The organism is Cupriavidus sp. GW823-FHT07A04 (genome assembly GCF_058794615.1).
Map to the genome: position 1 here is coordinate 83,487 of NZ_JBXAHA010000020.1, position 26,812 is coordinate 110,298.

The 26,812-nt window shown below is 66.9% G+C and carries 22 protein-coding genes; 7 read left to right on the forward strand and 15 right to left on the reverse strand.

The genetic code is table 11. The features are described from left to right. Positions 1-14: 14 nt before the first annotated feature. The 6 genes from AC1Q7Q_RS30185 to AC1Q7Q_RS30210 form a co-directional block, all read right to left on the reverse strand. Positions 15-1,073, reverse strand: coding sequence for an AbrB family transcriptional regulator (locus AC1Q7Q_RS30185; protein ID WP_492375451.1), 1,059 nt, complete (start codon positions 1,071-1,073; stop codon positions 15-17). A 299-nt stretch (positions 1,074-1,372) separates the two neighbouring features. Further along, positions 1,373-2,887 (reverse strand): tripartite tricarboxylate transporter permease, encoded by a 1,515-nt coding sequence (locus AC1Q7Q_RS30190; protein WP_492376764.1) that lies wholly within the window; start codon positions 2,885-2,887, stop codon positions 1,373-1,375. Between the two features lie 16 nt (positions 2,888-2,903). Then, on the reverse strand, positions 2,904-3,377 hold the full coding sequence (locus AC1Q7Q_RS30195) for a tripartite tricarboxylate transporter TctB family protein (RefSeq protein ID WP_043350988.1): 474 nt from the start codon (positions 3,375-3,377) through the stop codon (positions 2,904-2,906). Positions 3,378-3,619: 242 nt separating this feature from the next. Beyond that, positions 3,620-4,588: a tripartite tricarboxylate transporter substrate binding protein gene (locus AC1Q7Q_RS30200; protein ID WP_150986401.1), complete on the reverse strand. Its 969-nt coding sequence runs from the start codon at positions 4,586-4,588 to the stop codon at positions 3,620-3,622. 372 nt (positions 4,589-4,960) lie between these two features. Continuing rightward, complete coding sequence (locus AC1Q7Q_RS30205; RefSeq protein ID WP_492376765.1) at positions 4,961-6,430, reverse strand: sensor histidine kinase; 1,470 nt, start codon at positions 6,428-6,430, stop codon at positions 4,961-4,963. Then, complete coding sequence (locus tag AC1Q7Q_RS30210) at positions 6,430-7,104, reverse strand: response regulator (protein WP_043352486.1); 675 nt, start codon at positions 7,102-7,104, stop codon at positions 6,430-6,432. The genes AC1Q7Q_RS30205 and AC1Q7Q_RS30210 overlap by 1 nt, the downstream gene beginning before the upstream one ends. Before the next feature lie 247 nt (positions 7,105-7,351). On the opposite strand from AC1Q7Q_RS30210, the gene AC1Q7Q_RS30215 reads away from it, so the two are divergent. Continuing rightward, complete coding sequence (locus AC1Q7Q_RS30215) at positions 7,352-8,509, forward strand: ABC transporter substrate-binding protein (protein ID WP_492373260.1); 1,158 nt, start codon at positions 7,352-7,354, stop codon at positions 8,507-8,509. A 34-nt stretch (positions 8,510-8,543) separates the two neighbouring features. Here the strand turns inward: AC1Q7Q_RS30215 and AC1Q7Q_RS30220 are convergent, their stop codons facing one another. Beyond that, on the reverse strand, positions 8,544-9,305 hold the full coding sequence (locus AC1Q7Q_RS30220) for a TetR family transcriptional regulator (protein ID WP_492373256.1): 762 nt from the start codon (positions 9,303-9,305) through the stop codon (positions 8,544-8,546). A gap of 446 nt (positions 9,306-9,751) precedes the next feature. Between AC1Q7Q_RS30220 and AC1Q7Q_RS30225 the strand changes: the two genes are divergently transcribed. The 4 genes from AC1Q7Q_RS30225 to AC1Q7Q_RS30240 all read left to right on the forward strand — a co-directional run bounded on the left by AC1Q7Q_RS30225 (position 9,752) and on the right by AC1Q7Q_RS30240 (position 16,313). Further along, positions 9,752-10,984, forward strand: a complete 1,233-nt coding sequence (locus tag AC1Q7Q_RS30225) for an efflux RND transporter periplasmic adaptor subunit (RefSeq protein WP_492373255.1) — start codon at positions 9,752-9,754, stop codon at positions 10,982-10,984. A gap of 30 nt (positions 10,985-11,014) precedes the next feature. After that, positions 11,015-14,167 carry an efflux RND transporter permease subunit gene (locus AC1Q7Q_RS30230; protein ID WP_492373254.1) on the forward strand — a complete coding sequence of 1,051 codons (3,153 nt, stop codon included), beginning with the start codon at positions 11,015-11,017 and terminating at the stop codon, positions 14,165-14,167. Between the two features lies 1 nt (position 14,168). After that, positions 14,169-15,644 carry an efflux transporter outer membrane subunit gene (locus AC1Q7Q_RS30235; RefSeq protein ID WP_416050037.1) on the forward strand — a complete coding sequence of 492 codons (1,476 nt, stop codon included), beginning with the start codon at positions 14,169-14,171 and terminating at the stop codon, positions 15,642-15,644. Between the two features lie 210 nt (positions 15,645-15,854). Further along, positions 15,855-16,313, forward strand: coding sequence for a GNAT family N-acetyltransferase (locus AC1Q7Q_RS30240; protein ID WP_492373253.1), 459 nt, complete (start codon positions 15,855-15,857; stop codon positions 16,311-16,313). Between the two features lie 4 nt (positions 16,314-16,317). Here AC1Q7Q_RS30240 and AC1Q7Q_RS30245 read toward each other — a convergent pair whose 3' ends face one another. Beyond that, positions 16,318-17,454: a CapA family protein gene (locus tag AC1Q7Q_RS30245; RefSeq protein WP_492373252.1), complete on the reverse strand. Its 1,137-nt coding sequence runs from the start codon at positions 17,452-17,454 to the stop codon at positions 16,318-16,320. 208 nt (positions 17,455-17,662) lie between these two features. Here AC1Q7Q_RS30245 and AC1Q7Q_RS30250 point away from each other — a divergent pair, with 208 nt between their 5' ends. Next, a complete protein-coding gene (locus AC1Q7Q_RS30250) occupies positions 17,663-18,394 on the forward strand; it encodes an oxygen-binding di-iron domain-containing protein (protein ID WP_492373251.1) in 732 nt (243 codons plus the stop codon). Between the two features lie 24 nt (positions 18,395-18,418). Here the strand turns inward: AC1Q7Q_RS30250 and AC1Q7Q_RS30255 are convergent, their stop codons facing one another. Then, positions 18,419-19,027 (reverse strand): glutathione S-transferase family protein, encoded by a 609-nt coding sequence (locus AC1Q7Q_RS30255; RefSeq protein WP_492373250.1) that lies wholly within the window; start codon positions 19,025-19,027, stop codon positions 18,419-18,421. A gap of 154 nt (positions 19,028-19,181) precedes the next feature. Between AC1Q7Q_RS30255 and AC1Q7Q_RS30260 the strand changes: the two genes are divergently transcribed. Next, positions 19,182-19,640: an Lrp/AsnC family transcriptional regulator gene (locus tag AC1Q7Q_RS30260; RefSeq protein WP_492373249.1), complete on the forward strand. Its 459-nt coding sequence runs from the start codon at positions 19,182-19,184 to the stop codon at positions 19,638-19,640. A gap of 80 nt (positions 19,641-19,720) precedes the next feature. On the opposite strand, the gene AC1Q7Q_RS30265 is transcribed toward AC1Q7Q_RS30260, so the two are convergent. The 6 genes from AC1Q7Q_RS30265 to AC1Q7Q_RS30290 all read right to left on the reverse strand — a co-directional run bounded on the left by AC1Q7Q_RS30265 (position 19,721) and on the right by AC1Q7Q_RS30290 (position 26,797). After that, complete coding sequence (locus AC1Q7Q_RS30265) at positions 19,721-20,572, reverse strand: OmpW/AlkL family protein (protein ID WP_492373259.1); 852 nt, start codon at positions 20,570-20,572, stop codon at positions 19,721-19,723. 35 nt (positions 20,573-20,607) lie between these two features. Next, entirely contained in the window at positions 20,608-21,831 is a 1,224-nt protein-coding gene (locus tag AC1Q7Q_RS30270) for a DUF2957 domain-containing protein (protein WP_492373258.1), read from the reverse strand. A 383-nt stretch (positions 21,832-22,214) separates the two neighbouring features. Next, on the reverse strand, positions 22,215-23,090 hold the full coding sequence (locus AC1Q7Q_RS30275) for a DUF1571 domain-containing protein (RefSeq protein ID WP_492373248.1): 876 nt from the start codon (positions 23,088-23,090) through the stop codon (positions 22,215-22,217). A gap of 291 nt (positions 23,091-23,381) precedes the next feature. Then, the gene (locus tag AC1Q7Q_RS30280) at positions 23,382-24,317 is read right to left on the reverse strand and encodes a TetR/AcrR family transcriptional regulator (protein ID WP_492373247.1); all 936 of its coding nucleotides are present in this window, start codon (positions 24,315-24,317) and stop codon (positions 23,382-23,384) included. Positions 24,318-24,595: 278 nt separating this feature from the next. Then, entirely contained in the window at positions 24,596-26,191 is a 1,596-nt protein-coding gene (locus tag AC1Q7Q_RS30285; RefSeq protein ID WP_492373246.1) for a GMC family oxidoreductase, read from the reverse strand. A 21-nt stretch (positions 26,192-26,212) separates the two neighbouring features. Then, positions 26,213-26,797: a hypothetical protein gene (locus AC1Q7Q_RS30290; RefSeq protein WP_492373245.1), complete on the reverse strand. Its 585-nt coding sequence runs from the start codon at positions 26,795-26,797 to the stop codon at positions 26,213-26,215. Positions 26,798-26,812 lie beyond the last annotated feature (15 nt).

A 26,812-nucleotide genomic window follows, 5' to 3' on the forward strand; every position in this document is an offset into this window, starting at 1 on the left:
GCCGGGCCAGGTTGCTATTCCGTCTCCTGCGGCGCGGCACGATGTTTGAGCCAATGATACAGGGGGCCGGTGCACAGCACCACGAAGGCCATCCGGATCACGTGGAAGGCGGTGACCAGGGGCACGCCAAGCTCCAGCACCTTGGCCGTGATGCACATCTCGGCGATGCCGCCGGGCGTGGTGCCGAGGATGGCGGTGGCGGGATGCACGCCGGACAGTGCCGACAGGCCCCAGCCAAACAGCGCGGAGAGCACCAGCGCCGCCAGCGTGTACACCGCCACGCCGCCGAGAAAGCGTGGCGCGGTATGGAGGAAGTCGCGCGAGAAGCGCGCGCCCAGCGACACGCCGATCATCAGCTGGCCGGCGCGGCTCATCCACGTGGGGATGGCGGACAGCTCGAAGCCCGAGGCGGTCAGCACGGCGGCTGCCAGCAGCGTGCCGATCACGAAGGGATTGGGCAGGTTGAAGCGCTTGAGCACCAGCGCCACGCTGACCGTGATCGCGATCAGCACGGGCAGCCACAGGTAGTCCACCGTGCGTGGCCCGGGCACGTATGGGTCAAGCCCGTGGATGCCGCCGTACTGGAACAGCGCGGGCACGGCCACCACCACCATCAGCACGCGCAGCGAATGCGCAGCCGCCACCTGGTCGATGCGCGCGCCGTTGCGCTCGGCCAGGTTGGCCATCTCCGACGCGCCGCCGATGGCGGTGGAGAAGTACGCCGTCTTGAACGCCACGCCGGTGGTCTTGCGCAGCAGCCAGGCGCCGCCACAGCCGAGCAGCAGCGCAAACAGCGAGCCCGCGACGATATACGGCAGGAACTCGATCAGCCGCGCCACCACGTCAGATGTGAAGTAAAGCCCGAGCGAGGTGCCAATGGCCCACTGCCCGGCGTTGCGCGCCTGCGTGGGCGCGCGCAGGTCCGCGCCGCGCATGCGCGCGATGGCTACCGCCAGCAGCGGGCCGATCATCCATGGCAGCGGTGTGTGCAGCAGCGTGCAAACGAGCGCGGCGGCCAGGCCGAGCAGCAGCGTCGAGAGGACCGGACGCCAGCGGTGAAGGAGAGAGGGCATGTTGCAGCGGCCTGGCTATTGCGCCAAAGCCATCTGAGATGACGACGGTGTTTACTCCCTCTCCCCTCAGGGGGAGAGGGTTGGGGAGAGGGGTGGCTTAGCTAGGAGCCACGAGAAACGAAGCCCATGGTTTTTTCCGGCATGGCGGCGTAGGCAGCGCCCGCCCTCTCCCCCGGCCCCTCCCACAAGTGGGAGAGGGGAGACCACATGCGCAGTGCCAGCCGGGTCAACAGTCAACAAGCAAAAGGCAAAAAGCCCGGCACCCTGGAGTGCCGGGCCTTGCCCGCATTTTGCGCTAATCAACCTGTGGCGTCAGCCACTTTGCCACGCGCTGAGCGCCGGGCCAGCCAGCCCAGGATGCGCGGGATCAGCACCACCGCCACCGTCATGGCCAGGATGGTGGCCGAGATCGGCTGGGTCACGAAGATCGACCAGTCGCCCTGGCTGATCGACAGCGCGTTGCGCAGCTGCTTCTCCGCGATCGGCCCCAGGATCATGCCCACGATCACCGGTGCGGTCGGGAAGTCAAAGCGGCGCATGGCCATGCCCAGCACGCCGATGATGAACAGCAGCAGCAGGTCGAACCACGACTGGCGGATGCCGTAGGCGCCCAGGCCCGCGAAGATCAGGATGCCGCCATACAGCAGCGGCGTGGGGATGCGCAGCATGCGCACCCACAGGCCGATCGCCGGCAGGTTCAGCACCAGCAGCATCACGTTGCCGATGTACAGCGAAGCCAGCAGGCCCCACACCAGGTCGCCCGAAGTCTGGAACAGCATCGGGCCCGGCTGCAGGTTGTAGTTCTGGAACGCCGCCAGCAGGATCGCGGTGGTGTTCGAGGTGGGGATGCCCAGCGTCAGCAGCGGGGCCAGCGTGGCCGTCACGGCGGCGTTGTTGGCGGCCTCGGGGCCAGCCACGCCTTCGATCGCGCCCACCGTGCCGAACTCATCCTTGTGCTTGGACAGCTTCTTCTCGGTGGCGTACGACAGGAAGGTCGGGATTTCCGCGCCGCCGGCCGGGATCAGGCCGAAGGGAAAGCCGATGATGGTGCCGCGGATCCACGCCGGCACCGAGCGCTTCCAGTCCGACCTGGTCATCATGACCGAGCTGAGCTTGTTGAAGCCGCCCGCGGGCTGCGGGAAGAAGGCGTTGAACAGCGCCTCGCCCACCGCGAACAGGCCGACCGCGACCACCACGATGTCGATGCCGTCGTACAGCTCCTGCACATTCATCGAGTAGCGCGTCTGGCCCGAGAGCGAGTCCATGCCGATCAGGCCGATGCCCAGGCCCAGGAACAAGCTGGTCATGCCGCGCAGCAGGGATGAGCCCAGCACCGCCGACACCGTGGTGAAGGCCAGCAGCATGATCATGAAGTATTCGCCGGGCCCGAACTGCAGCGCCACGTCGGCCGCGACCGGCGCGAACATCGACAACAGCACGGTGGCGATGGTGCCCGCGGCGAACGAGCCGATGGCCGCCGTGGCCAGCGCCGGCCCGGCGCGGCCGCTCTTGGCCATCAGGTTGCCTTCCATCGCCGTGACCATGGTCGACGACTCGCCCGGCGTGTTCATCAGGATGGAGGTGGTGGAGCCGCCGTACATGGCGCCGTAGTAGATGCCGGCGAACATGATCAGCGCGGCGGTGGGTTCCACCTTGGCGGTCAGCGGCAGCAGCATCGCTACCGTGAGCGCGGGGCCGATGCCCGGCAGCACGCCGATGGCGGTGCCCAGGAAGCAGCCCACCAGGGCCCACATCAGGTTGATTGGCGTGATGGCGATGGCAAAGCCATGCATCAGCAGGTTAAGCGTATCCATGGATCATCAGCTCCGTTCAGAACCCGGCGACGGGCAGCAACGGCAAATTGATGCCGAGCAGGAATTCAAACAGTGCCCACATCGGCAACGTAATGCACAGGCCAATCAGGGCATCGCGCACAAAGCGCTTGCTGCCGTAGCCACGCGCCACGCAGACCATCAGCAGGGTCGACGCCAGCACAAAGCCCAGTGTGCCGATCAGCGCCATGTTGGCCACCAGGCCGGCAGCCACCCACAGGAAGCCGCGGAAATTGTGCGGGGCGTCGGGCAGTTCGGCGTCTTCTTCCGGCATATTGCGAAAGCCGCCGCGAATGCCTTGCCAGGTCAGCGCCGCGCCGCATGCGGCCAGGCCGATGGCAACCAGCGTGGGCATGAAGCGCGGCGACAGGCCGGCATAGCCTTCGTCGCCGGAGATGCCCGACAGGCCGACGAAGTAGAAGGCGGAGAGCAGCAATACGGCAATGCCGATCGCCAGGTGTGAGGGTTTCATGATTGGAAGTGGCTCCTTCAAGCGGTGCCTGCGGCCGTGTTGTCCGGCCCTTGGCGTCCCGCGGTTTGTCGTCCCCGCTTAAGGCGGGGGTCCGGCGATGTGTAGTTTGGTTTTTGGGTATCGCAGGTGGACACCGGACCCCCGCCTGCCGCATGCGCACCGAGCGATACGGTGCGCCGCAGGCAGGGCCGACAGGTAAAACGCTGAAACGATAATGCGGTGAAACGCTCAGGCAGCGTGGCTTACTTCGCTACGCCCAGCTCGCGCAGCGAACCGCCCAGGCGGGCCGACTCGCTGTCCACGAACTTGCCGAACTCGTCGCCGGTCAGCAGGAACGGGGTCCAGTCATTCTTGGCCAGCGTTTCCTTCCACAGCGGGGTTTCGGTTGCCTTGACCACCGCATCCACCAGCGCCTTGCGTTGCTCGGCGGTGATGCCCGGCGCGCCGTACACGCCGCGCCAGTTGTAGATCTCCACGTTGATGCCCTGCTCCTTGAGCGTCGGGATATCGGCGGTGCGGTCCTTGGAGGTCACGGCCAGCGCGCGCATCTTGCCGCTCTTGATGAAGGGCAGGAACTCGGACACGCCGGCCAGGCCGACGGTCACGTGGCCGCCCAGGATCGATGCCGAGGCTTCACCACCGCCCTGGAAAGGCACGTAGTTGATCTTCTTCGGATCCACGCCGCTTTCCTTGGCTACCAGACCTGCCAGGATGTGGTCGATCGAACCCTTGGAGCCACCGCCCCAGCTCACGCTGCCCGGGTTGGCCTTGAGCTGTGCGGTCAGGTCTTTCATGGACTTCAGCGGCGAGTTGGCCGGCACGGTGATCACCATGGTGTCGGCGAACAGGCGAGCGATCGGGGTGGCGTTCTTTAGCGTGACCGGGGGATGGTTGGTTTCGATCGCGCCAACCATCACCGCGCCGGTGACGATCATCGCGTTGGGGTTGCCCTTGTCGGTATTGACGAACTGCGTCAGGCCGATGGTGCCGCCCGCGCCGCCCTTGTTGTCGTAAGAGGCCGTCTTGGCCACGCCGGCGGAAACCAGCGCCGCACCCAGCGAGCGGCCGGTCTGGTCGAAGCCGCCGCCCGGGTTGGCGCCGATCATGAACTTCACGCTGTCGAGCGCGAACGCGGGCGCGGCAGCCACGGTGGCGGTGATCGCGGCCGAAGCCATGACGACGTGGGCAAAGCGATGAATCGAACGACGCATTACGGTCTCCTGTTCTTTTTCAGAGGATTGCCGGTGAACGGTTGCCGGCGTTGCTGGCGAGGACCGACCCCGGAGGTGTCCGGCTGGCAGTGAAGCTGGCTGTCGGGGGCGAGAGAGTCGTGCGGTGCGCCGGCGCTGCGTGCGTTGACCGGGTGGCTAGGCGTTGTCTCCTGTCCCTGGCAGCGCTTGCATGCCGGACTTGTTCTTTGACTTTCTGACTTGGTCTGGCCGGTACAGCGGCCATGGCGCGATTCTAGGGGGTAGAAACTGTCAAAAGGCTGTCAATTTGTCAGGCAATGGGGTGGGGTTTACGTGGGGTCGGATGTATGGACATTTGCTTTTTTTGGATTTTCTGGTCTTTTTAGCGCCCTCTCATTCCCCGATCGGCAGCGTCAGGACCGCCCGAACCCCTTTGCCCTGCAGCGCAATCCCCAGCGCTACCGTTCCCCCGAAGCGCGCCGCCATTTCGCGGGAGATCGCCAGTCCCAGGCCGGAGCCCGGCTCCACGTTCCCAACCCGGCGGTAAAACCGCGCAAATACTTTTTCGCGTTCCTCGGCAGGAATGCCCGGCCCATCATCCTCCACCACCAGGCAGGCGGCGTCCCCGACGCGCGCGGCGGAAAGCGTGATACGGCTGCCGCGCGGCGAATACTGGATCGCGTTGTGGACAAGATTGGCAAAGGCCTCGCGCAACAGCGCGGCATCGGCCCGTACGGGCAGCGCCAGCCCCTGCGGGCGCTCCCAGCCAAAATCCTGCTGCTTGCCGCGCGCCAGCGGCAAGTAGTCCAGCGCCACCTGCTCGGCCACGGCCACGGCGTCGATCAGCTCCAGCGGCTCGGCTTCGCCAGGCGCGTCGCTGCCCGGGTGCTGCCGTACCCGCGCCAGCGCCAGCAGCTGGTTGGTCAGGCGCGCGGCCTGCTCCAGCTGCGTGACGATGCCGCCTACCGCCTCACCGGCGGCGTCCCGCGCCCGCGCGGGATCTGCGCTGGCGCAAAGCTGGCGCTGGGCGAATTCGGCTTGCGTCTTGAGGATGGCCAGCGGCGTGCGCAGCTGGTGCGCGGCGTCGGCGATGAATTGCGCCTGGGCCTGCGTCATGGCGGCGGAGCGCGACACGTGCAGGTTGACCGCATCGACCAGCGGGCGGACTTCCATGGGCACATGGTCGAAGGCCAGCGGCGTGAGGTCGTCGGCGGAGCGCGCCTGCACGTCGTCGCGCACGCGCGCCAGCGGGCGCAGCACATAGGTGATGCCGGCCACCAGGATGCCCGCGCTGATCAGGATCAGCAGCACGTCGCGCGCCAGCGCGCCGCGCCACACGGTGGCGATCAGCGCAAAGCGCGGCTCGGCGGTTTCTGCCACCTGCACGATCACGCGCATGTGGGCGTTGGGGCGATACACCGGGTGCGCCAGCACGGCGATGCGCACCGGGTCGCCGCGATAGTCGGCGTCGTAGAAGCGCGGCTGGTTGCTGGCGATCTCTGCCTTGGGCAGCGGCAGGTCGTCGTAGCCGGTGACGGTTTCGATCTTGCCGTTGCGTTCCAGCGAGACGCGGTAGAAGACATGGGTCTGCGCCGCGGTCTCGAACATCTCCATGGCGGCGTCCGGCAGCGCGATCTGCACGCTTTCGCCGGCCATGCCGATGGCGTTGTCGATGGCGCGCACCGAGCCGTACAGCGAGCGGTCGTAGGCCGCGTTGGCGGCATCACGCAGCGTGCCGTAGGTCAGCCAAGTGTCGAGCGCCATCATGGCCGCCAGCGCGGGCACGAGCAGCAGCAGCAACTGGCGGCGCAGGCTGCCTTGCAGCCAGCGCCGCAACCAGTGCCGTGGCAGGCGGCGCAGCATCAGGGCTGTCCTTCCGGTTCCAGCAGGTAGCCGAAGCCACGCAGCGTGACGATGGTCACGCCGTGGCCCGAGAGCTTCTTGCGCAGCCGGTAGACCAGCACTTCGATGGCATCGGGGCTGACGTCGGCATCGAGCGAGAACACCTTGTCGAGCAGTTGTGCCTTGGTCAGCGGCTGGCCGCTCTTGGCCAGCAGCGCGCCCAGCAGGGTCGATTCGCGCGGGGTCAGCGCGAGCGGCGCACCTTCGAGCGTAAAGCTGCGCGTTTCGCCGTCGAACACCAGCGTGCCGCACTGCAGGCGCGGATGCGCGCGGCCGCGGCTACGCCGGATCAGCGCCAGGATGCGGGCTTCGAGCTCGGCAATGGCGAAGGGCTTGGGCAGGTAATCGTCGGCGCCGAGGTTGAGGCCGCGCACGCGTTCGTCGAGCGTGTCTTGCGCGGTCAGGATCAGTACCGGGGTGCGGTCGTCGCGCCCGCGCATGGATTTGAGCACGGCCAGCCCGTCCTTGCCGGGCAGGCGCAGGTCCAGCACCACCACGTCGTATTCCTCGGCCATCAGCCGCGCCTCGGCCTGCAGGCCGTCGGCCACATGCTCGATGACAAAGCCGCCCTGCTCCAGGGCACGCGCAACCCAGCGCGCCAGTTCAATCTCGTCTTCCACCAGCAATAAGCGCACGGCGGTCCTCCCCTGCCAGGTAAGCGTCCGTTTGAAATCATGCGATGGCTGCGCCGCCATGGCTGGCAAGGCCGCCGCCCCCGCGAGGACACGCCGCGGGCGCTTATAATACCTCCGCCCCGGGCTGCGCGCGGCGAGTGCGCCATGGCCCCTTTTTTGGCCACCGATGTCACCACCGATGGTTCCCGCCTTGCGCAAGCTGCCCCCCTCCCCGTCCCCCTTGCCCTTGCCCTTCACGCCTCCCGCCATGGTTGCCGAACTGCCAGAAAGCTGGCACCGGCGGCGCGTCCTGGCCGGCGCCGCTGCGGCCACGCTGGCGGGGCTGAGCCATGGCGTGCATGCCCAGGCCGTTGCGCCGGTGCCGGCGGGCTATCCGGCAAGCTACGCCGAGATCATCGCGCGGGGTGTGCAGGAAGGCTCGGTCAACGTGCATGCCTCCACCGACATGGAAATCGCGCGGCCGCTGCTGGCCGCGTTCGAGGCACGCTACCCCGGCATCAAGGTGCGCTATCAGGACCTCAACACGCTGGAGTTGAACGGCCGTTTCCTGGCCGATAGCGCCGCGCTGGGCGCGGGCCAGGTGGGCGGCCCCGACTACGCCGATGTGCTGTGGAGCACGGCAATGGACCTGCAGATCAAGCTCGTCAACGATGGCCATGCCCTGCGCTACCCCTCGCCCGAGCGGGCCGGCCTGCCGGCGTGGGCTGCCTGGCGCGATGAAGCCTGGGGCACCACCTTCGAGCCCGCCGTGATCGTCTACAACCGCCGCCATTTTGCCGGCATGCGCACGCCGCGCAGCCGCACCGGCCTGGCGCGCCTGCTGCAGGAAAACACGCCGCGCTGGCGCCAGCGGGTGGTGACCTACGATGTGGAAAAATCCGGGGTGGGCTACCTGCTGGCGCAGCAGGACGCGCGCATGGGTGATGAGTTCTGGTATCTGGCCCAGGCGCTGGGGCGCTGCGGCGTGCAGTTGTCGGCGTCCACCGCGAACATGATCGAGCGTATCGCCTCCGGCGAATTCGTGATGGGCTACAACTTGCTGGGTTCGTACGCGCTGTCGCTGATGGAGCGCGGGGCGGAGATCGATGTCATCGCGCCGCGCGACTACACGCTGGTGATGTCGCGCGTGGCCTTCATCGCGCGCCGCGCGCCGCATCCCAATGCGGCCCGGCTATGGCTGGATTTCCTGCTCTCGCGTGCGGGCCAGACGCTGCTGGGGCAGAGCGCCTCGCAGCTCTACACGATCCGCACCGACACCGACAGCGAGCACACCGCGGCGGCGCTGTCGGAGCGGCTGGGCTACGCGCTCAAGCCGATCAGCGTCGGCCCCGGCCTGCTGGCGGCGCAGGACACGCTGCGCAAGCGCAATTTCCTGGCACGCTGGCGCGAGGCCGTGCGGGGCTGAGTGGGGCTGAGCGGCTCTCGCGCCGCTGCGGCGATCAGCCGGGTAGCGCTTTGGCGGTGAGTGTCTGCGCAGCCTGCTTGGTCTCGGCCTCGGCCTTCTTCTTGGCCTCCTGGCACATCGAGGCAACTTCTTCCTCGAGCTTCGGCACGGGACGCGCCACATAACCCTGGCGCAGAGCCGGCGACAGCTTGAGGGTGTCGATGAAGGCGTCGGCCACCCGCTCGGCATTGCTCTCGAGATCGAATTCCTCGGGGGCGAACAGCCAGTGCGACAGCATGCCGCCAATCGAGGCGTGGAACACATTGACGGCAAGGTCCAGGTCGAGGTCGGCCGGCAACTGCCCGCGGTCCACCGCCATGCGCAGGTGCTCGCGCATCTTCACCGTGCCCTCTTGGTGCGACTGGCGCTGCCGCTCGAAGATGGCGCCGTTGTCCGCCACCATCTCGCACTTGTGGAAAACGATCTCGAACACGCGCCGCCACTGCGGGTTTTCCACGGTCTGGCGCATCACAAAGGCGCAGATGTCGCGGATGCTGCCAAGCGGGTCTTCCTGGCTCGCGATGCGTCCCGGCTCGCACAGTGCCTCGAGCGGCAGGTGGACGCGGTCGGACATCGCGGCGAAGACATCGCTCTTGTTCTTGAAATGCCAGTAGATGGCGCCGCGCGTCACGCCGGCCGCCTCCGCAATATCGGCTAGCGAAGGGCGGGCAACGCCGCGGGCGTGAAATACCGCCTCGGCCGCGTCGAGAATGCGATGGCGTGTTTCAAGCGCCTCTTCCTTGGTGCGTCTGACCATGATGTTCTCTGGTGCCGGCCACGAGGGACCGGTCTGGTTCTGTCTCCCTGAGTGCTGGCGGTGAAGCCCGCCTTGCACTGTGCGCGCCGCGCCGGCGCGTTAGGACGTGGATATATAGGGCGGCTATCGCCGCGTTGCAACAAGTTCTTACATACATGCTTGAATGTATATATAATACGCGTTCGCCTGACTTTCGGCCAGCCCATCGGCGTGATGGGCTGGCAGACGGCGGCGCGCACCGCTCCACGGTTCACGCTGCCATGTCGGCATGTCGTTACTAATTTGCAACCTTTCGTCGCATGTGCCACGTCAGCGTTGCAAATTGTGGCTAGCATTACTCTTTTTGCCCGCCTCTGTGCCATCTGCCAGCGGTGGGCCGCGCCGTATCCGGATACGACACCGGGAGCGCATGCGGCCGATCTCAAATTGCCATCATGGGGTTATCGATGAGGAAGTCCCAACGTATCACTTGCGTTGCCGCTGCCGTGTTGTCGGCGCTTGCGCTGTCCGCCTGCGGCGAAAAGAAGCCGCAGGGCGGCGCCATGCCGCCGCCGGAAGTGGGTGTCGTCACCGTCACGCCTACGACCGTTTCTGTTATCAATGAACTGCCGGGCCGCCTCGAAGGCGTGCGCACCGCCGAAGTGCGGGCACGGGTTGCCGGCATCGTGCTGTCCCGTAACTACACGGAAGGCGGCGAGGTCAAGGCAGGCCAGTTGCTGTTCAAGATCGACCCTGCGCCCTACCAGGCACAGCTCGAGTCGGCCAAGGCCAGCCTTGCCCGTGCCGAAGCCAACGCCGTGGCGGCCCGCCAGAAGGCCGAGCGCTACAAGCCGCTGGTCGCCGTCAACGCGGTGAGCAAGCAGGAATACGACGAAGCCGTGGCGGCCGCGGGCCAGGCCACCGCCGACATTGCCTCGGCCAAGGCTGCCGTTTCCACCGCCCAGATCAACCTCGGCTACACCGCCGTCACCGCGCCCATCAGCGGCCGCGTGGGCCGCGCGCTGGTGACCGAAGGCGCGCTGGTCGGCAGCGGCGAAGCCACCAAGCTGACCATGGTCGAGCAGGTCGACCCGATCTGGGTGACCTTCACCCAGCCCGCGAGCGAAGTGATGAAGCTGCGCCGCGCCATCGAGAGCGGCAAGGTCAAGGGCGTCGACGGTGGCGCCCGCGTCCATCTGTTCATCGAGGACGGCCGCGAGTACGAGCAAACCGGCAAGCTGCTGTTCTCGGACATGACGGTTGACCCGACCACCGGCGCCATCACGCTGCGCGCGCAGTTCCCCAACGCCAAGCGCGAGCTGCTGTCGGGCACCTTCGTGCGCGTCAAGATCGAGCAGGGCGTGGACGAAAACGCGCTGACCGTGCCGCAACGCGCGCTGATCCGCAATGCGCAAGGCGCGTCGGTGATGGTGGTGGGCGGCGACGGCAACGTCGCGGCGGTGCCGGTCAAGGCGCCCCAGGCCATCGGCGAGAGCTGGATCGTCACCGAGGGCCTGAAGGGTGGCGAGAAGGTGATCGTCGAGGGCTTGCAGAAGGTCAAGGTCGGCGCGCCCGCCAAGGCCGTGCCGTTTGTCTCGAAGACCGCCGCCGCCTCGGCTCCCGCCACGCAGCCGGCCGCCAGCGGAGCCTCGGCTCCTGCCGCGGTGACCGCTGACAAGGCCGACGCCAAGCAGGGCTAATCACAGCGCAATTCGAAGGGAGCCAGTGTTATGGCCAAGTTTTTTATTGACCGGCCGGTGTTCGCGTGGGTGCTTGCGCTGATCATCGTGCTGGGGGGCTTGCTGTCGGTGGTGCAACTGCCGATCGCCCAGTACCCCAACATCGCCCCGCCGACGATCTCGGTCACGGCGACCTATCCGGGCGCATCCGCCAAGACGCTTGAAGACTCGGTCACCACGGTGATCGAGCAAGAGCTCAACGGCATTCCCGGGCTGCTTTACTACAACTCCACCAGCGAAGCCACCGGCCTGTCGACGATCACGATCGCCTTCCAGCCGGGCTCCAACATCGACCTGAACTCGGTCGAGGTGCAGAACCGCCTCAAGCGCGTGGAAGCGCGCCTGCCGGCGGAAGTGCGCCAGCAGGGCGTGCGCGTGGACAAGGCCGGGAACAACTACATGATGTTCCTGACGGTCGCGTCCAAGTCCGGGCAGGCCGACGCCATCCAGCTGGGCAACTACATCTCGTCCAGCGTGATCGATTCGATCCGCCGCGTGCCGGGCGTGGGCCAGGCCGACCTGTTCGGCACCGAGTACGCCATGCGCATCTGGGTGGACCCGGCCAAGTTGACCGGTTTCAACCTGACGCCGCAGGACGTCACCGCCGCCATCTCGGAGCAGAACGTCCAGGTCGCCGTGGGTGAGCTGGGCGGCACGCCGTCGCCCAAGGGCACCGAGCTCAACGCCACCGTCACCACCGAGAGCCGCCTCACCACGCCGGAGCAGTTCGCCAATATCCTGCTGCGCACGAACCCGGACGGCTCCTCGGTGCGCATCAAGGACATCGGCCGCGTCGAACTCGGCGGTGCCGACTACTCCACGCTGGCCCGTACCAACGGCAAGGCCTCGGCGGCCATCGCCATCAAGCTGGCCCCGAGCGGCAACGCCCTGGCCACCGCCACCGCGGTGCGCGCCAAGATGGAAGAGCTCTCCAAGTTCTTCCCGGCCGATTACCAGTACTCCGTGCCTTACGACACCTCGGCCTTCGTCAAGATCTCGATCGAGGAAGTGATCAAGACCCTGGTCGAAGCCGTGGTGCTGGTGTTCCTGGTGATGTACCTGTTCCTGCAGAACATCCGCGCGACCATCATCCCGACGGTGGTGGTGCCGGTGGCCCTGCTGGGCACCACGGGCATGCTGCTGGCCTTCGGCTTCTCCATCAACGTGCTGACGATGTTCGGCATGGTGCTGGCGATCGGTATCCTGGTGGACGATGCGATCGTGGTGGTGGAAAACGTCGAGCGGATCATGAGCGAGGAAGGACTCTCGCCACGCGACGCCACGCGCAAGGCCATGGGCCAGATCACCGGCGCCATCGTCGGCATCACGCTGGTGCTGACCGCGGTGTTCATCCCGATGGCGTTCTTCTCGGGTTCGGTGGGTAACATCTACCGCCAGTTCTCGCTGTCGCTGATCGCGTCGATCGCGTTCTCGGCGCTGCTGGCCTTGACGCTCACGCCGGCGCTGTGCGCCACGTTGCTCAAGCCGGTCGAGGCTGGCCACCACCACGAGAAGAAGGGTTTCTTCGGCTGGTTCAACCGCACCTTCGCACGCGCCGCCACCGGCTACCAGAGCATGGTGGGCCGCATCCTGGCGCGCGCCGGGCGCTACCTGATCATCTACGCGCTCATCGTCGTGGGTATGGTGGTGCTGTTCAAGCGCCTGCCCTCCTCCTTCCTCCCCGAGGAAGACCAGGGCTACATGATCACGGTGGTGCAGCTGCCCAACGGCGCCACGCAGGAACGTACCATCGGCGTGCTCAAGCAGATCGAGGACTACTACCTGCAGAAGGAATCCAAGGTAGTGGACCAGATGATCACCGTGGCGGGCTTCTCCTTCTTCGGCCGCGGCCAGAACGGCGGTATCGCGTTCGTGCGCCTGAAGGACTGGAAGGACCGCACCGGCAAGGACGAGACCGCGCAGGCACTGGTTGGCCGGGCGTTTGGTGCGCTGTCCTTCATCAAGGACGCCATCATCTTCCCGCTTAACCCGCCGGCGATCTCCGAGCTGGGCAACTCCTCGGGCTTCGACTTCCGCCTGCAGGACCGCACCGGCCAGGGTCACGCCAAGCTGATGGAAGCGCGCAACATGATGCTCGGCATGGCCGCGAAGAATCCCGCGCTGGTGGGCGTTCGCCCCGAAGGCCAGGAAGACGCGCCGCAGCTGCAGATCGACATCGACCGCGAGAAGGCACGCGCGCTGGGTGTGTCGGTGGCCAATATCAACGCGACGCTGGCCATCGCGTTCGGCTCTTCCTACGTCAACGACTTCATCTACGAAGGCCGTGTGCGCAAGGTGATCGCCCAGGCCGAAGGCAACGACCGCAAGCTGCCCGATGACCTGACCAAGCTGCGCGTGAAGAACAGCAACGGCGACATGGTTGCGTTCGCCGCCTTTGCCACTTCCAAGTGGATCATGGGCTCGCCGCGACTGGAGCGTTACAACGGCTTGCCGGCGGTGAAGATCGCTGGCCAGGCCGCTCCGGGGCGCAGTACCGGCGAAGCCATGAAGATCATGGAAGACAACTTCGCCAAGCTGCCGCCGGGCTTCGGCTTCGAGTGGTCGGGACAGTCTTATGAAGAGCGCCTGGCCGGTTCGCAAGAGCCGATGCTGTACACGCTGTCGCTGATCATCGTGTTCCTGTGCCTGGCCGCGCTCTATGAGAGCTGGTCGATCCCGGTCGCAGTGCTGCTGGTGGTGCCGCTCGGCGTGCTCGGCGCGCTGCTCGGTGTGACCCTGCGCGGCATGCCCAACGACGTGTACTTCAAGGTGGGCCTGATCGCGACGATTGGCTTGTCGGCGAAGAACGCCATCCTGATCGTGGAATTCGCCAAGGATCTGCAGGCCCAGGGCCGCAGCGTCATCGACGCTACGCTCGAAGCCGTGCACCTGCGGTTCCGCCCGATCCTGATGACCTCGATGGCCTTTATCCTGGGCGTGCTGCCGCTGGCGATCGCCAGCGGCGCGGGCTCGGGCGGCCAGCGCGCCATCGGTACCAGCGTGATCGGCGGCATGATCACCGCCACGGTGCTGGCGATTTTCCTGGTGCCGGTGTTCTTCGTGGTGATCCGTAGCCGCTTCAAGGGCAGCAAGCGCGAGCAGATGCTGAACGAGCAAGGGCTCGAACCCAAGGAAGGAATCTGACATGACAAAGACACTGACCACGCTGTTGCTGGTGGCGGGCGTCCTCTCGGGTTGCACACTGGCACCCGTTTATGAACGCCCTGCCCCGCCGGTGGCCACCAGCTTCCCGGCCGCGCCGGAAGGCTACGCGGCCGCCGAAGTGAAGACCGGCGAAACCCGCCGGGCGAGCGAGATCGGCTGGCGCGAGTTTTTCCGCGACCCGCGCCTGCAAGTGCTGATTGCCACCTCGCTGGAGAACAACCGCGACCTGCGCACCGCTGCGCTGCGCATCGAGGAAGCGCGCGCGCTGTACCAGGTGCAGCGCGCCGACCTGCTGCCCACGGTGAACGCCACCGGCGGTTTCAACCGTTCGCGCACCCCCGCCTTGCAGTCGGCCACCGGCAAGCCGTTTGTCTCCGAGTACTTCCAGGCGGGCGCCGGCGTGACTTCGTTCGAGCTGGACTTCTTCGGCCGCGTGCGCAGTCTGTCCAACGCGGCGCTGTCGCAGTACTTCGCCACCGAGGAAGCACGCCGTTCCGCGCAGATCTCGCTGGTCTCCGAGGTCGCCCAGGCCTACCTGTCCGAGCGCTCTTTCGCCGAGCAATACGAGCTCGCGCAGAACACGCTGAAGACGCGCGAGTACACGCTGAGCCTGGCCAAGCAACGCTTCGATGCGGGCGCCACGTCGGCGCTGGACCTGCGCGACAACGAATCGCTGGTGGCGCAGGCCCGCGTTTCCGCCGCGCAGCTGGCACGCCAGCGCGCGCAGGCGCAGAACGCGCTTGAGGTGCTGGTGGGCAAGCCGCTTGGCACCATCGAGAACCTGCCTGCACCGATGCGCCTGTCGGACGAGCGGATCATCAGCGACATCCCGGCAGGGCTGCCGTCGGACCTGCTCGAGCAGCGTCCCGACATCCGCCAGGCCGAGCAGTTGCTGCTCTCCGCCAACGCCAATATCGGCGCGGCGCGCGCGGCGTTCTTCCCGCGCATTACGCTCACCGCCAATGCCGGCGCGATCAGCCCGACCTTCTCGAGCCTGTTCGATTCCGGCACCGGCGCGTGGTCGTTCGCACCGCAGCTGGTGCTGCCGATCTTCGACTACGGCCGGAACCTGTCCAACCTGGACCTGACCAACGTGCGCAAGAATATCCAGATCGCCAACTACGAGAAGACCATCCAGACGGCCTTCGCGGAAGTGGCGGATGCACTGGTGGCGCGCGGCACGCTGGAAGAGCAGGTGACCAGCCAGGAGCAGGTGCGCAACGCCGAGGCAGCGCGCTACGAGTTGTCGACGATGCGCTTCAGGAATGGCGTGGCCAGCCAGCTGGACCAGCTCGACTCGCAGCGTCAGCTGTTCGCTGCCGACCAGGCCCTGATCCAGGCGCGGCAACTGCGCCTGAACAATGCCATCGACCTGTACCGGTCGCTTGGCGGCGGCCTGAGCGAGACCGGACCGGTGGCCTCGGTGGACGTCAAGCCGGCCGTGACCACGCAGTAAGGCAGAAGGGTTCGTCCTGCCATCCGGTGCATTCAGCCCGGATGGCCTCGAAGCGAAGCGCCAACAGCGCTTCGCTTTTTTTATTCCCGGCTTCGGGCCATGGCGCCGGTGGGAAGTTCTCCGAATCGCAATGCACTGCGTTAGGATGTCGGTGCGCGCCGCGCAAATTCTCTCTCCCACCACCCACGCAAATCCCCAAGGAAGCCTGCCATGGAAGTCCGCCCGCTTGATACCGATGATGTCGAGCTGGTCTGCCGCCATCGCGAATCCATGTTCCGCGAGGCCGGGCGCGGCGAGGAGGTCCTGCAGGCCATGACGCAGCAGTTCCGGCCATGGCTTGTGCCGCGCCTGCGCGATGGCAGCTACTTCGGCTTCGTGCTGATGGACCAGGGCCAGCCGGTGGGCGGCATTGGCCTGATGGCGATCGACTGGCCGCCGCATCCGGCCCATCCCCTGCAGGACAAGCGTGGCTACGTGCTGAACGTGTATGTGGAGGCTACGCATCGCAAGCAGGGGCTGGGGCGCCGCCTCATGCAGCTGGCGGAGGACGAATTCACCAGGCGCGACCTCCAGTACGCGATCCTGCACGCCACCGAGATGGGCCGGTCGCTGTATGTCGCGCTGGGCTGGCACGCCACGAGCGAGATGGCGAAAGCCATGCGCGCGTAGCGCGCTAGCCGTCCCAGCGCAACGCCAGGGTATCGTCCGCCACACGGGTCGCGTGCGTGCCCTGCTTGCCGCTTTCCCGGTCCAGCGTGGCGCAGAGCCACGACACGCCTTGCTCCGGTGCGCGGCGCAGGCTGAAATGGCGGATCTGCATCGGCACGGCGGACAGCTGGCGCAATGCGCCGGTTGCGCCGTCGACGAGCGGGAAGTACATCAAGGCCAGGTCGGGCCGGTATCGCTCGTATCCGCCGATGCCTTCGTAGTCGTTGAGGAAGTCACCGCAGCCATAGAGAATCAGGCGGTCGCGATACACCTCGGCACCCCTGATGTGATGGGACGAGTGCCCGTACACGATATCGGCGCCGCCCGCATCGATCAGCCGGTGCGCGAAGGCCTGCTCCTGGCGCGAAATGTCGAAGCCCCAGTTGCCGCCCCAATGCAGCGACACCACCACGATATCGCCCGCGCCCTTCGCTGCTGCCGTAAGGCGGGCAACCCCATCGGCGGCGCGCACCGAAATGTCGGGCAGGAAATGGATGCCGGCGCGCCCGGGGGCCGCGGCCCAGTCCGCCGGCACGCCGCTTGCCGCGGTGGCATAGGCAAAGACGAGCACCCTTCCCCCTTGCGCGAGCGCGATCGCGGCAGGCGCGCTGGCCTGCGCCTCGTCGCGTCCGGCGCCCGCGGTCCGCATGCCTGCCCCGTGCAAGGTTGCCAGGGTTTCGTCGAGCCCGGCGCACCCCCAGTCCAGCACGTGGTTGTTCGCCAGCACGCAGCAATCGAGCTGCGCGCTGCGCAGGCACGCCACATTGGCGGGGTGCATCCGGTAGTGGATGCCCTTGCCCGGCTGTGCGTCCTCGCTCACGGTGACGGCCGTTTCCAGGTTGACGATGCGCACATCCGGCCGGAAGCGATCCAGCTGCGCGAGCGCGTCGCCCCACGGATAGGCAGGATCAACCGGCCGCTGTATCGCGCCTGTGGCACGCTCGGCCAGCTCGACATAGTCGACTGCCGAGCGTAGCCAGCCCTCGAACAGGTGCGGCTTGCCCGGATGCGGCAGGATCTGGTCGATGCCGCGGCCGGTCATCACATCGCCGCACAGGAACAGACGCACGCTGTCGCGGGCTGCCCGAGTCACGTCATCCATCGCGCATTTCCCTCTTCCCTCTTCCCTCTTCCCGGCTGGCGCGGCCGCCCGCTTGCCGGATCGTCGTCCCCATTTTGCGCCGTCGAGCGCCCCATGTGCAGCCCGGCCAAGCAAAAGGTGGCATGCCTGTGGCGTTGCAGTGACTAGAATGAAGCAGGCCGGCGCAGGCGGCCGGTCCCCGCGCCCAGACGATTTCCAGGAGACAACGATGACCGTCACCAACGCCCGGTCGGGCACCAACGTCCACGAAATCGCGGACGGGATCTATCGGATCAATACCCCGGTCCACATCGACGGTGGGCCGGGCGGCTTCTCCTTCAACCAGTACCTGATCGTCGACGACGAGCCGCTGTTGTTCCATACGGGGCTGCGCAAGATGTTCCCGCTGGTGCATGAAGCCGTGGCCAGCGTGATCGCACCGGGCCGGCTGCGTCATATTGCCTTTTCGCACGTGGAAGCCGACGAGTGCGGCTCGCTCAATGAATGGCTGGCGGCGGCGCCCCACGCATCGCCGCTGTGCGGCACCGTCGCCGCCATGGTGTCCGTCAACGACCTGGCCGACCGGCCCGCGCAGGGCCTGGCGGACGGGCAAGCCGTGCCGCTTGGCCACCATACCGTGCGCTGGTTCGATACGCCACACTTGCCGCATGCCTGGGAGTGCGGGCTCATGATGGAGGAGCGCACCGGCACGCTGCTCTGCGGCGACTTGTTCAGCCAGGGCGGTGCCGAGCTCCAGCCTCTGACCGAGGCCGACATCCTCGGGCCGAGCGAAGCGTTCCGGCGCGGCATGGATTACTTCTCCCACACGCCGAACGCCGGCGCCATGCTGGAGCGCATGGCGCTGCTGCAGCCAACCACCCTGGCCTGCATGCATGGCAGCGCCTGGCGCGGCGACGGCGCCGGCCTGCTGCGCGCGCTCGCCCAGGCCCTGGCTCACTAAGCACGGCTGGCGCGCGGCAGTGGATCAGGTCTGCGGCGTGTCCTTGAACACGGCAAGGCGTTCGGCGGCCGCGCTGAATGCCGCCAGCGCAGGATACGCTGACGCCTCGACGCATGCCGGCAGCATCAGCTGCGTGAAGCCCCACGCCACGGCGGCGGTCACGTCGGCCTGCATGAGCAAGCGCTCATCCGCGGGAAGCGCGGCCCCCGCCAGTTCGGTTTCCAGCGCCGCGTAGGCGGCATGCAACTGCCCCTGCACGCGCTCGATCCATGGCTCGTGCTGCTTTTCCGCCGGGCGCAGGTTGCGCTCATAGACGATCTGCACCGTCTTCTCGCACGCCGCCAGCGCCAGGCCGATCACGCGCAAGGCGTGCTGGCGCTGCTTGTGCTGCGCGGGCATCAGGCTGCGCGTGGCCAGCGTCTCGGCATAGTCGAGGATCAGGCCGGACTCCATCAGTACCACGCCGTTGTCGCAAACCAGGGTGGGCGCTTTCACCACGGGATTGATCGCGCGAAACTGCTCGAACGTGCTGAACACCGAGACGGCTCGATATTCGAACGGCAGGTCCAGCAGCCGCAGTGAGATGGCCACGCGGCGCACATAGGGTGAGTCGAGCATGCCGATGAGTTGCATATTGCCTCCGGAAGGATATCGGGCTGCGCATTGAGCCGCACTGAGTTCCAGCATAATCGCAGCAGCCGTCGCCACGAATGGCAAGGCATCGGAAATCGGCACCGCGCACCGATGATTCATCGGTGGCGCGCAACAGGTGCCATAGGAGAATGGGATGGAGCTGGACAAGAAAGACCGACTGATCCTGGAGGCGCTGCAGGCCGATGCCCGCCAGAGCCTGGCAGCGCTGGGCAAGCGCATTGGCTTGTCGCAGCCCGCCATGAGCGAGCGTGTGCGCAAGCTGGAGGACGCGGGCGTGATCGAGGGCTACGGCGCGCGGGTGAACCTGCGCGCGCTGGGCGTCGGCCTGCAGGCGATCATCCATATCGAGACCACGCACGCCTATATCCAGAAGTATGTGAAGCTGTTCGAGAGCATGCCCGAAGTGCTGAGCGCCGATCGCGTGACCGGTGCGCATTGCTTTATCGTGCGTTGCGCCATCGCCGATCCGGCCGACCTGGAGCACGTGGTCGACACGCTCGCGGCCCACGGCTCGGTGACCACATCGCTGGTGCTCTCAAGCCCTGTGCGCAAGACCGTGACGGTACCGGCCGTGAGAGTTCGAACGGCTTGATCTAGCGCTGGTTTGCTCCCCTCTCCCACTTGTGGGAGAGGGAGTGACAGCCCTCGTCATCGCAAGCGGCTTTGCCCACTTCAGAACTTATACGTCGCCGCCACAAACATGATCAGCGGGTTCGGGCTGATGGTGGCCTTGGAGGTGGACAACACCGTGCCGTCGGACGCCTTGATGATCATCGACGACGTCGTCTTGAGCGGAATGTAGGTGACCGATGCGGTCAGGCCCCACTGGTCCGTGATCGCAAAGGAGCCGCCGATGTTGAACACCGGCGCGAACGAGTTCGACGCCTTGGCCTCGACGGAGGTCGGCCCCGGCTTGCCGGCGCCGGCGGCCAGCGTGGCGCCCAGGTTGTTGTTGACCGAGGCGGCGAACGCCGGGTTGAGCTCGATGTTGGTGAAGAAGTTGTACGACACACCGATGCCCAGGAAAGGACGCACGCGCGCGGTAGGCTCGAAGAAGTGGTATTGCACCATCGACGCCGGGCTCCACTGGCGTGCGCTGGTGATGATCGGGTTCAGGCCCGGGTCGCCCAGCGGCTGCTGCCCCAGCGCGCCCGCCGGGCCCGGCGGGATCAGGTTGCCGTGGCCGTAGAGCTTGAACTTGGGCGGAATGCCGCCCACCGCCGTGAGCGCGATGTGGTCCGTGAAGAAGTGGCTGAAGGTCAGCCCCAGCGTGTCCGCGTTGGATGTGCTGATGCTGCTGCCCGGCGCCGTGAATGACGACGGCAAGCCCAGCGGGCCATTGATGGGCGCATCGATCACGCTGGTGGTGAACGGGCTGCTGTTGCCGCTCGTGTTGATGTGGAACCAGCCGGCAGCGACGACGTTGTCACCGGCTTTCTGTGCATGGGCGCTGGGCATGCCGCCCAGCCAGGCGAGCGCGGCGATCAGCAAGGGCGCTGCCAAACGAAAGGCATTCTTCGTCATCTTGTCTTCCCGGAATAAGTTGGATTGCATGGCCGTCATTGCACGAAGGCGCCGATGGTGAAGTACGGGCTGCCGCTGCGCGACTCGAGGAAACCGAACACGCCGCCGGTGAAGATGAACTTGCCGGTGGGGCTGCCCGCCGCGCCATCCTTGCGCGTGGTGGTGACCACGCCGGGCAACTGCTGGGAGAAGTCCAGCTTGAGCGCCGTGGCGAGCGAGGCGTCCGACGGGTGGAACGGGTCGAGCATGGCCGCGTCCGCTGCCACCAGGGCGGTGGTGCGGTAGTCGAAGTTGCTGTCCACGCCGACGTACTCGCCGTTGACCGTGCCCTGCGTCACGGCGATGGCTGGCGCCATCATGCCGATGCCGATCTCGTCGTCGGCGCCCAGCGGCATGCCGTTGGTGAGCGATCCGTTGGCGTAGCCCACGCGGATCATCACCGGGACCAACTGGCCGCGTAGCTTGCCCACGATCAGGTAGGCGCGGCCCAGCGTCGCGCCGAGCGTGGGCGGATCGATCTCACCCTTGTAGTTGGCCGACATCAGGCTGCCGTTGGCTTGGGGCACGAAGTTCTTGCCCTTTTGCGAGCAGGTGCCGCCCGTCTTGTTGTCGCACACCTGGAACGAGCCGTCGGCCGCCAGCGCCATGCGGTAGTCCTGCGCCACCGTCTGGAAGTTCTTCGACGGCACCTCGTGAAAGCCGTAGCCGTTGTACTGGCCGGCGATCTTGGTGAGGTCGGTTTCGGTCTGCGCGAAGCCGATGAACTGGAAATACGGGAAGGTGGTATCCGGCACCGCGCCTGCACCCAGGACACCATTGAACTGGATGCGCGCACCCGGAATGGTGCCGCCCGCCACGCCTTCGCCAACGAACAGCCGCGCGGGGCGATTCGGGTCCAGGCTTGCGCCGTTGAGCTGGAACGCGCACTGGTTGAGCTTGTCGGTGGGCAGGCCTGTTTCCTGCGACAGCGTGCCCGTCATCACGTTCTGGCCGCCGGTGGTGTCGCTGCGGGTCGGCATGACCGTGCCCGTGGTGCGCGGCACCGAGGAGTCGAGGAAGGTCACTTGCCAGGTCTTCCTGGTGGTGTCGATCTGCACCTTGACCAGTTCGCCCGAGCCGGTGCCGCCGGTGAAGGTGGTGGTGTAGTCGAGTGCCGCGGGACACAGGCGCACTGGTGTGGCCGGGGCGGAGCTGGTGCTCGCGGCGGCGCTGCCACCGCCGCTGCCGCCATCGCCGCCGCCGCCGCAGGCGGCCAGCATCGTGGCACCCAGCAGCGCCACGCCGTAGCGCAGGATCCGCTGCCCATGATGTTTTCTCCACGGCGTACGCTGCCGATGCTGTCCGTGCTGCAAAGGATGCTGATGCATGATGCTTGTCTCCTGAAGCGCTGTGTCGCGCGTGGTGCCGCTTTGTTTTGTCTTGCGTGCCGCTATGCTTGGCAACGCATCGTCCTTTTCCGTGCTGCGACTCTCGCTGCCGGGGCAAGCGAGCGTCAATAGAGTGCGCGTTCCAAACATGGCGCGCCGTGCCCTTGCCACCGCTGCGCAAGCGCTCGCGCCGTTTGTTCAAACTGCTGCACGCGTGCCCGCGCAAGCAGATTCAAACGCGCGCGGCGCTGCATGGCGGGCACGGTGATGCAGCATCAGAACTTGTAGTCGCTGTTTTTCGCATCGAAGGCGCTCGCGTCGAAGGTCTTGCGCACCGCCTTCTCGAAGACAATCTTCTCGACCATGTTGCCCTCGGCATCCCAGGCGGTTTCCACGCGCGGCCAGGGGTTCTTCAGGTCCAGCATCAGCTGCACCCGCTTGGCGTAATAGCGTGGCGCACCGGCCGGCAGATCCCAGGTGAGCGCGACCATGCGCATGCCCTGCTCCTGCACGATGTCCGCGCGCGTGAACTTCTCCGTGAGCCCGGCCGCGCGCAGCGACCTGGCATCGCGCTCCAGCATCGACACCACGTACTGGAAGCCCAGGTCCCGCACCGTGTGGTTGGACTGCGCGCGCGCGATGGTGCCGTCGAGCGCGATCCACATCGAGGTGAAGCCCAGCATGCCGCCGAGGTGGCCGTACATCTCATCCTTGCGCTGCGTCTCGTCGTAGAGGATTTCCTGGCCGGCCTGGCTGCCGCCCGGCAGCCACTTCGCATAGAGCTGGCGCGGCGCGTGGCGGTAGCGGATCATCATGCGCGCGGGCTGGTCTTGCCACTGGCCGTTGAGGCGCTCCTGGCGCGTCATCCAGTACTCGTACTCGGGGTAGCGGTTCATCTCGGCCTTGGCCCACAGCAGCGCGGCCTCGGGCTGCAATGCGTTGATGGCCGCAAGCAGTTGCTCGTCGGGCAGCTTCGCCAGTTCGCCGCTGGCGATCTGCTTCGAGAGCAGCGCGGCCTGTTGCTGGGCGCCGAGCCCGTCGAAGGCGGTGCCCGAACCGGCGCTCGCCTGCGGCTGCGTCTGTGCGGGTGCGGGCAAGGCCATCGCGAGTGCGAATGCGACGGTGGCCGCAAGATTGCGCAATAAGGGCATTGACCTTCTCGATGCGGATACGGTTGCGCTCGGCGCGTGGGAATACAAGGCTTTCACGATGCGGATCTCCTGTTGTGGTGTCGGCCCGCGCGGAAAACGCGGGCGACAGCGGTCCACCGCGTGCGCGGGACGCACGCGTGGTGTCGTTGAGAACGGAATGCCCGAGTGCGGATCGCTGCGGAAATGCCGGGCTAAGGACGGCCGGATGCCTGGCTCAAGCGGGGCACTTGCAACTCGGGTTCCTGGAGGCGGCCAGGCCTGCGCCGGCGGTTGGCCGGCGCCAGCGCGCCGCTAGGTTCTGGAGCGGGTACGCATCCAGTCGTCGAGCGGATTGCTCGGGAAGACGATGGGGTGCTCGCGCGCGCCGCGCACCGCCATGCTGGTGACGGCAGCGCGTGTCGCGCCCTCGTTGCGTGCCGCGCGGCGTGTCTTGCGCGCGGCAACGGATAGGGTGTCGGCGCGTTGCGCCTGTTCTGCCACCAGGGCAGTCAGCGCGGCTTGCCCGGCATGCTCTTCAGCTTGCTGGGTCTCGCCGATCTGGAACACGTCCTGCAGCGCGCACAGCTGCTGGCTGGCGGGCACGGGTGCCTTGAGCGCAGCCACCACCATCGCGCTCAACTGCGCGAGCACGTGCGCGTCGCTCAGGTCCTTGCCTTGCGTAAAGGCCGGCAGCAGGTTGCCAAGCTCCTCGCCGGCCAGCACACCGGCCAGCGCCTTGAGCGCGAAGTTCAGGCGCCAGCCCAGTTCTTGTGGCGGGATCTCGGGCAGCGCGCGGGCGAAGGCATCGGAGAAGCGGCCGAACACCGGCGCGTAATGGCCAAGCAGATAAGACTGGATAAATGGCGAGGTATCGGAATACACGCGCCCCAGCAGCCGCAGGAACGACGGGCCGCCCACGTCGGGCTCGCGCGCCATTTGCAGCGCGGGCACGAAGAGCGCACCCATCACGTGTTCGCAGCGTATCTGCGCCCCCGGCCAGCGTGCCTCGCAGGCATCGAGCAGCGCCAGGCGGCGCGTGTTGAGCGGGTCGAGCCGGCGGCCCAGGACCGCCTGCATCATGATCTCTTTACTGCGGAAATGGTAATTGACGGCGGCCAGGTTGACGATCGCGCGCGATGTCACTTGCCTTAGCGAGGTGCCTTCGTAACCAACCTCGATGAACAAACGCTCGGTGGCGTCGAGAATGCGGGCCTTGGTGTCTCCTGCCGTGCCTCTTCCGGTCTTCATAGGGGGCGTCTCTCTCATGGTCATGCCGCACAACCCCAGCAAAATTCCACGCACTGCAACAGCTCCTTGCTCTGACGGCAAACGGATGCTTGAAACAGTTGTACGGAGCCTAGCGAGCGCTGCGGGCGTTTCACAAGTGTAATTTTGGAGCGATGCCTCTAATCCGATTTGATTGTGCCCGCATGCCGCGCGCGCCATGCGGGATTTTACTTCCCTGCTTAAGGGGGGCGTGTCCTTGCGAGCCAACGCCCGTAGCCGCGCGGATTGGCGGGCCGCGCTCATCCGGCCAGCCGCGCCGCCAGCGCCTGGGCGTTCTGCGCGCTGAGTGCAAAAACAGACAGTTGCGGGTTCGCTCCTATGCTGGTCGGAAACACGGAGCCGTCCAGCACCGACAGGTTGGCCAGCTGGTGATGGCGGCCATGGCTGTCGACCACCCCGCCCTGCGGCTGGTCGCTCATGGCGCAGCCACCCATCAGGTGCGCGGTAAACAGCGCGGCGCGGAACTTGGCCAGCGGCAGCGCGGCGATACCCTGCCTGGCTTGCGCCCAGCTGTCATAGTACGGCGCGTCCAGGTGGGCTGGGCGCACCCGCAGCGCGCCTGCGGCGAACTGCGCCTCGGCCATGCTCAGCCAGGCGCGCCGCATGCCGTCCCAGACGTAGTCGCTGATGTCGTAGTCGAGCACCGGGCTGCCATCGTCGGCAATGCGCACGCGCCCGCCTTCGCTCTGCGCCACAAAGCCATCGCGCAGCAGCGCCAGCATCGCGTTGGTATGCGGCAGCGCGGCCATGTCGGTGCGCAGCGCCTCGCCCACCTGGTTGAACACGCCCGCGCTGATGCCGGGGAACAAGGGCGGCACTTCCAGCTTGTAGCCCATCGGGCCGGTGGCGCCATCCTTCCACTGGAAGTGATCGGAGGCGATCGATTGCGGCGCGCCGTAGTACGGGTCGACCTGTTCGGGCATCACCGCCACGCTCAGGTTGACCGGATGGATGAAGGTGCGCGCGCCGACCCGCTGATACGGGTCCGGCACGCGCGAGCGCAGCAACAGCGCCGGCGTGTTGATGGCGCCGCCGGCCGCCACGTAGTGCCGCGCGCGTACCGTTACCGCAATGCCGGTGGGCGTGCGGCCATCGGCACCCAGCGCTTCACCGGCAAGCGTGGTGACCGTCTTGCCGTCATGCTCCAGCGCGCGCACCCGCACGCGGTGGACCAGCGTGGCGCCCTTGGCGAGCGCGGCGGGAATGGTCGATACCAGCATCGATTGCTTGGCGTTGACCGGGCAGCCCAGCCCGCAATAGCCGGAGTTCCAGCAGCCTTTCACATTGCGCGGGATCACGTGCGACTCCCAGCCCAGCTTGTCGCAGCCGCGCTTGAGCACATCGTTGTTGTTGTTCGGCGGCATGCCCCACGGCGCCACCGACAGCCGTGCCTCCATGCGCTCGAACCACGGTGCCATGTCCGCGGCGCTGTGGCCGCTCACCGCATGGTGCGCGGCCCAGTGCGCCAGCGTTTCCTTTGGCGTGCGAAAGCTCGACGACCAGTTCACCGTCGTGCTGCCGCCCACCGAGCGCCCTTGCAGGATGGCGATGGCGCCATCGGACGTGGCGCGCGCCGCGCCCTCCTGGTACAGCTCGCGATAGGCACGGCCCTCGTCCATGTCCTTGAAGCTGTCGGAGGTGCGCAGCGCGCCCTCCTCCACCAGCACCACGCGCAGACCGGCCTCGCTGAGGATCTCGGCGGCCACGCCGCCGCCGGCGCCGCTGCCGACAATCACCACGTCGGCGTCGAGCGAAAGCGGCGCGGTGAGCGCGGCGCCGTCCACCACGTTCCAGCCGGCGGCGATGCCGGCGCTATAGATATCGGGAATGGCCATGAGGTACTCGTGTATTGGATTTCAGGTGTGCAGCGCACGAAAGACCGCAGGATTGGGGCCGGGATATCCGCTGCCCGCCCACGCTGCCGGCAGCAGGTAGTAGCCCACGCTGCTGAGCTTGACCAGCACCACGGCGCCGGCATTCAAGGTGGCAAAGCGGCTGGCGCGCCAGCGCGCGAGAAAGCGGCGCGCCTGCTGCGTGTCGGTCTGCTTCCATTCCTGGCCCACGCCGGCGAGCACCCAGCGCAACGGCCCGATGGCGAGCAGGTCGAGCAGCTTGCGCAGTTCCGCGCGTGCGTTGGCATCCATGGCGGCGCATGTGGCGTCGACATTGCGCACGGCCTGGCCGAGCTGCAGTTCGCGCGAGCCGCGCTCGCGCTCGGCGAGCTCCGCCACCACGGCGGGCAGCAAGGCGGTGAACAACGCCACGTCGCCTTCGCGCAGGAACTGCATGCCGGTGGCGGGTTGCTTGTGCGCGGGCGCGCAGCCGGACAATGCCGGGACCAGGCCGGCGCACGCGAGTGCGGCGGACAAGCCAAAGCCAATCTTGAGAAAGCCGCGCCGCGACAGTGCGCACGCGGGCGGCTCGGTGGCTGGGGTGTGCATGGTGTGTCTCCTGTT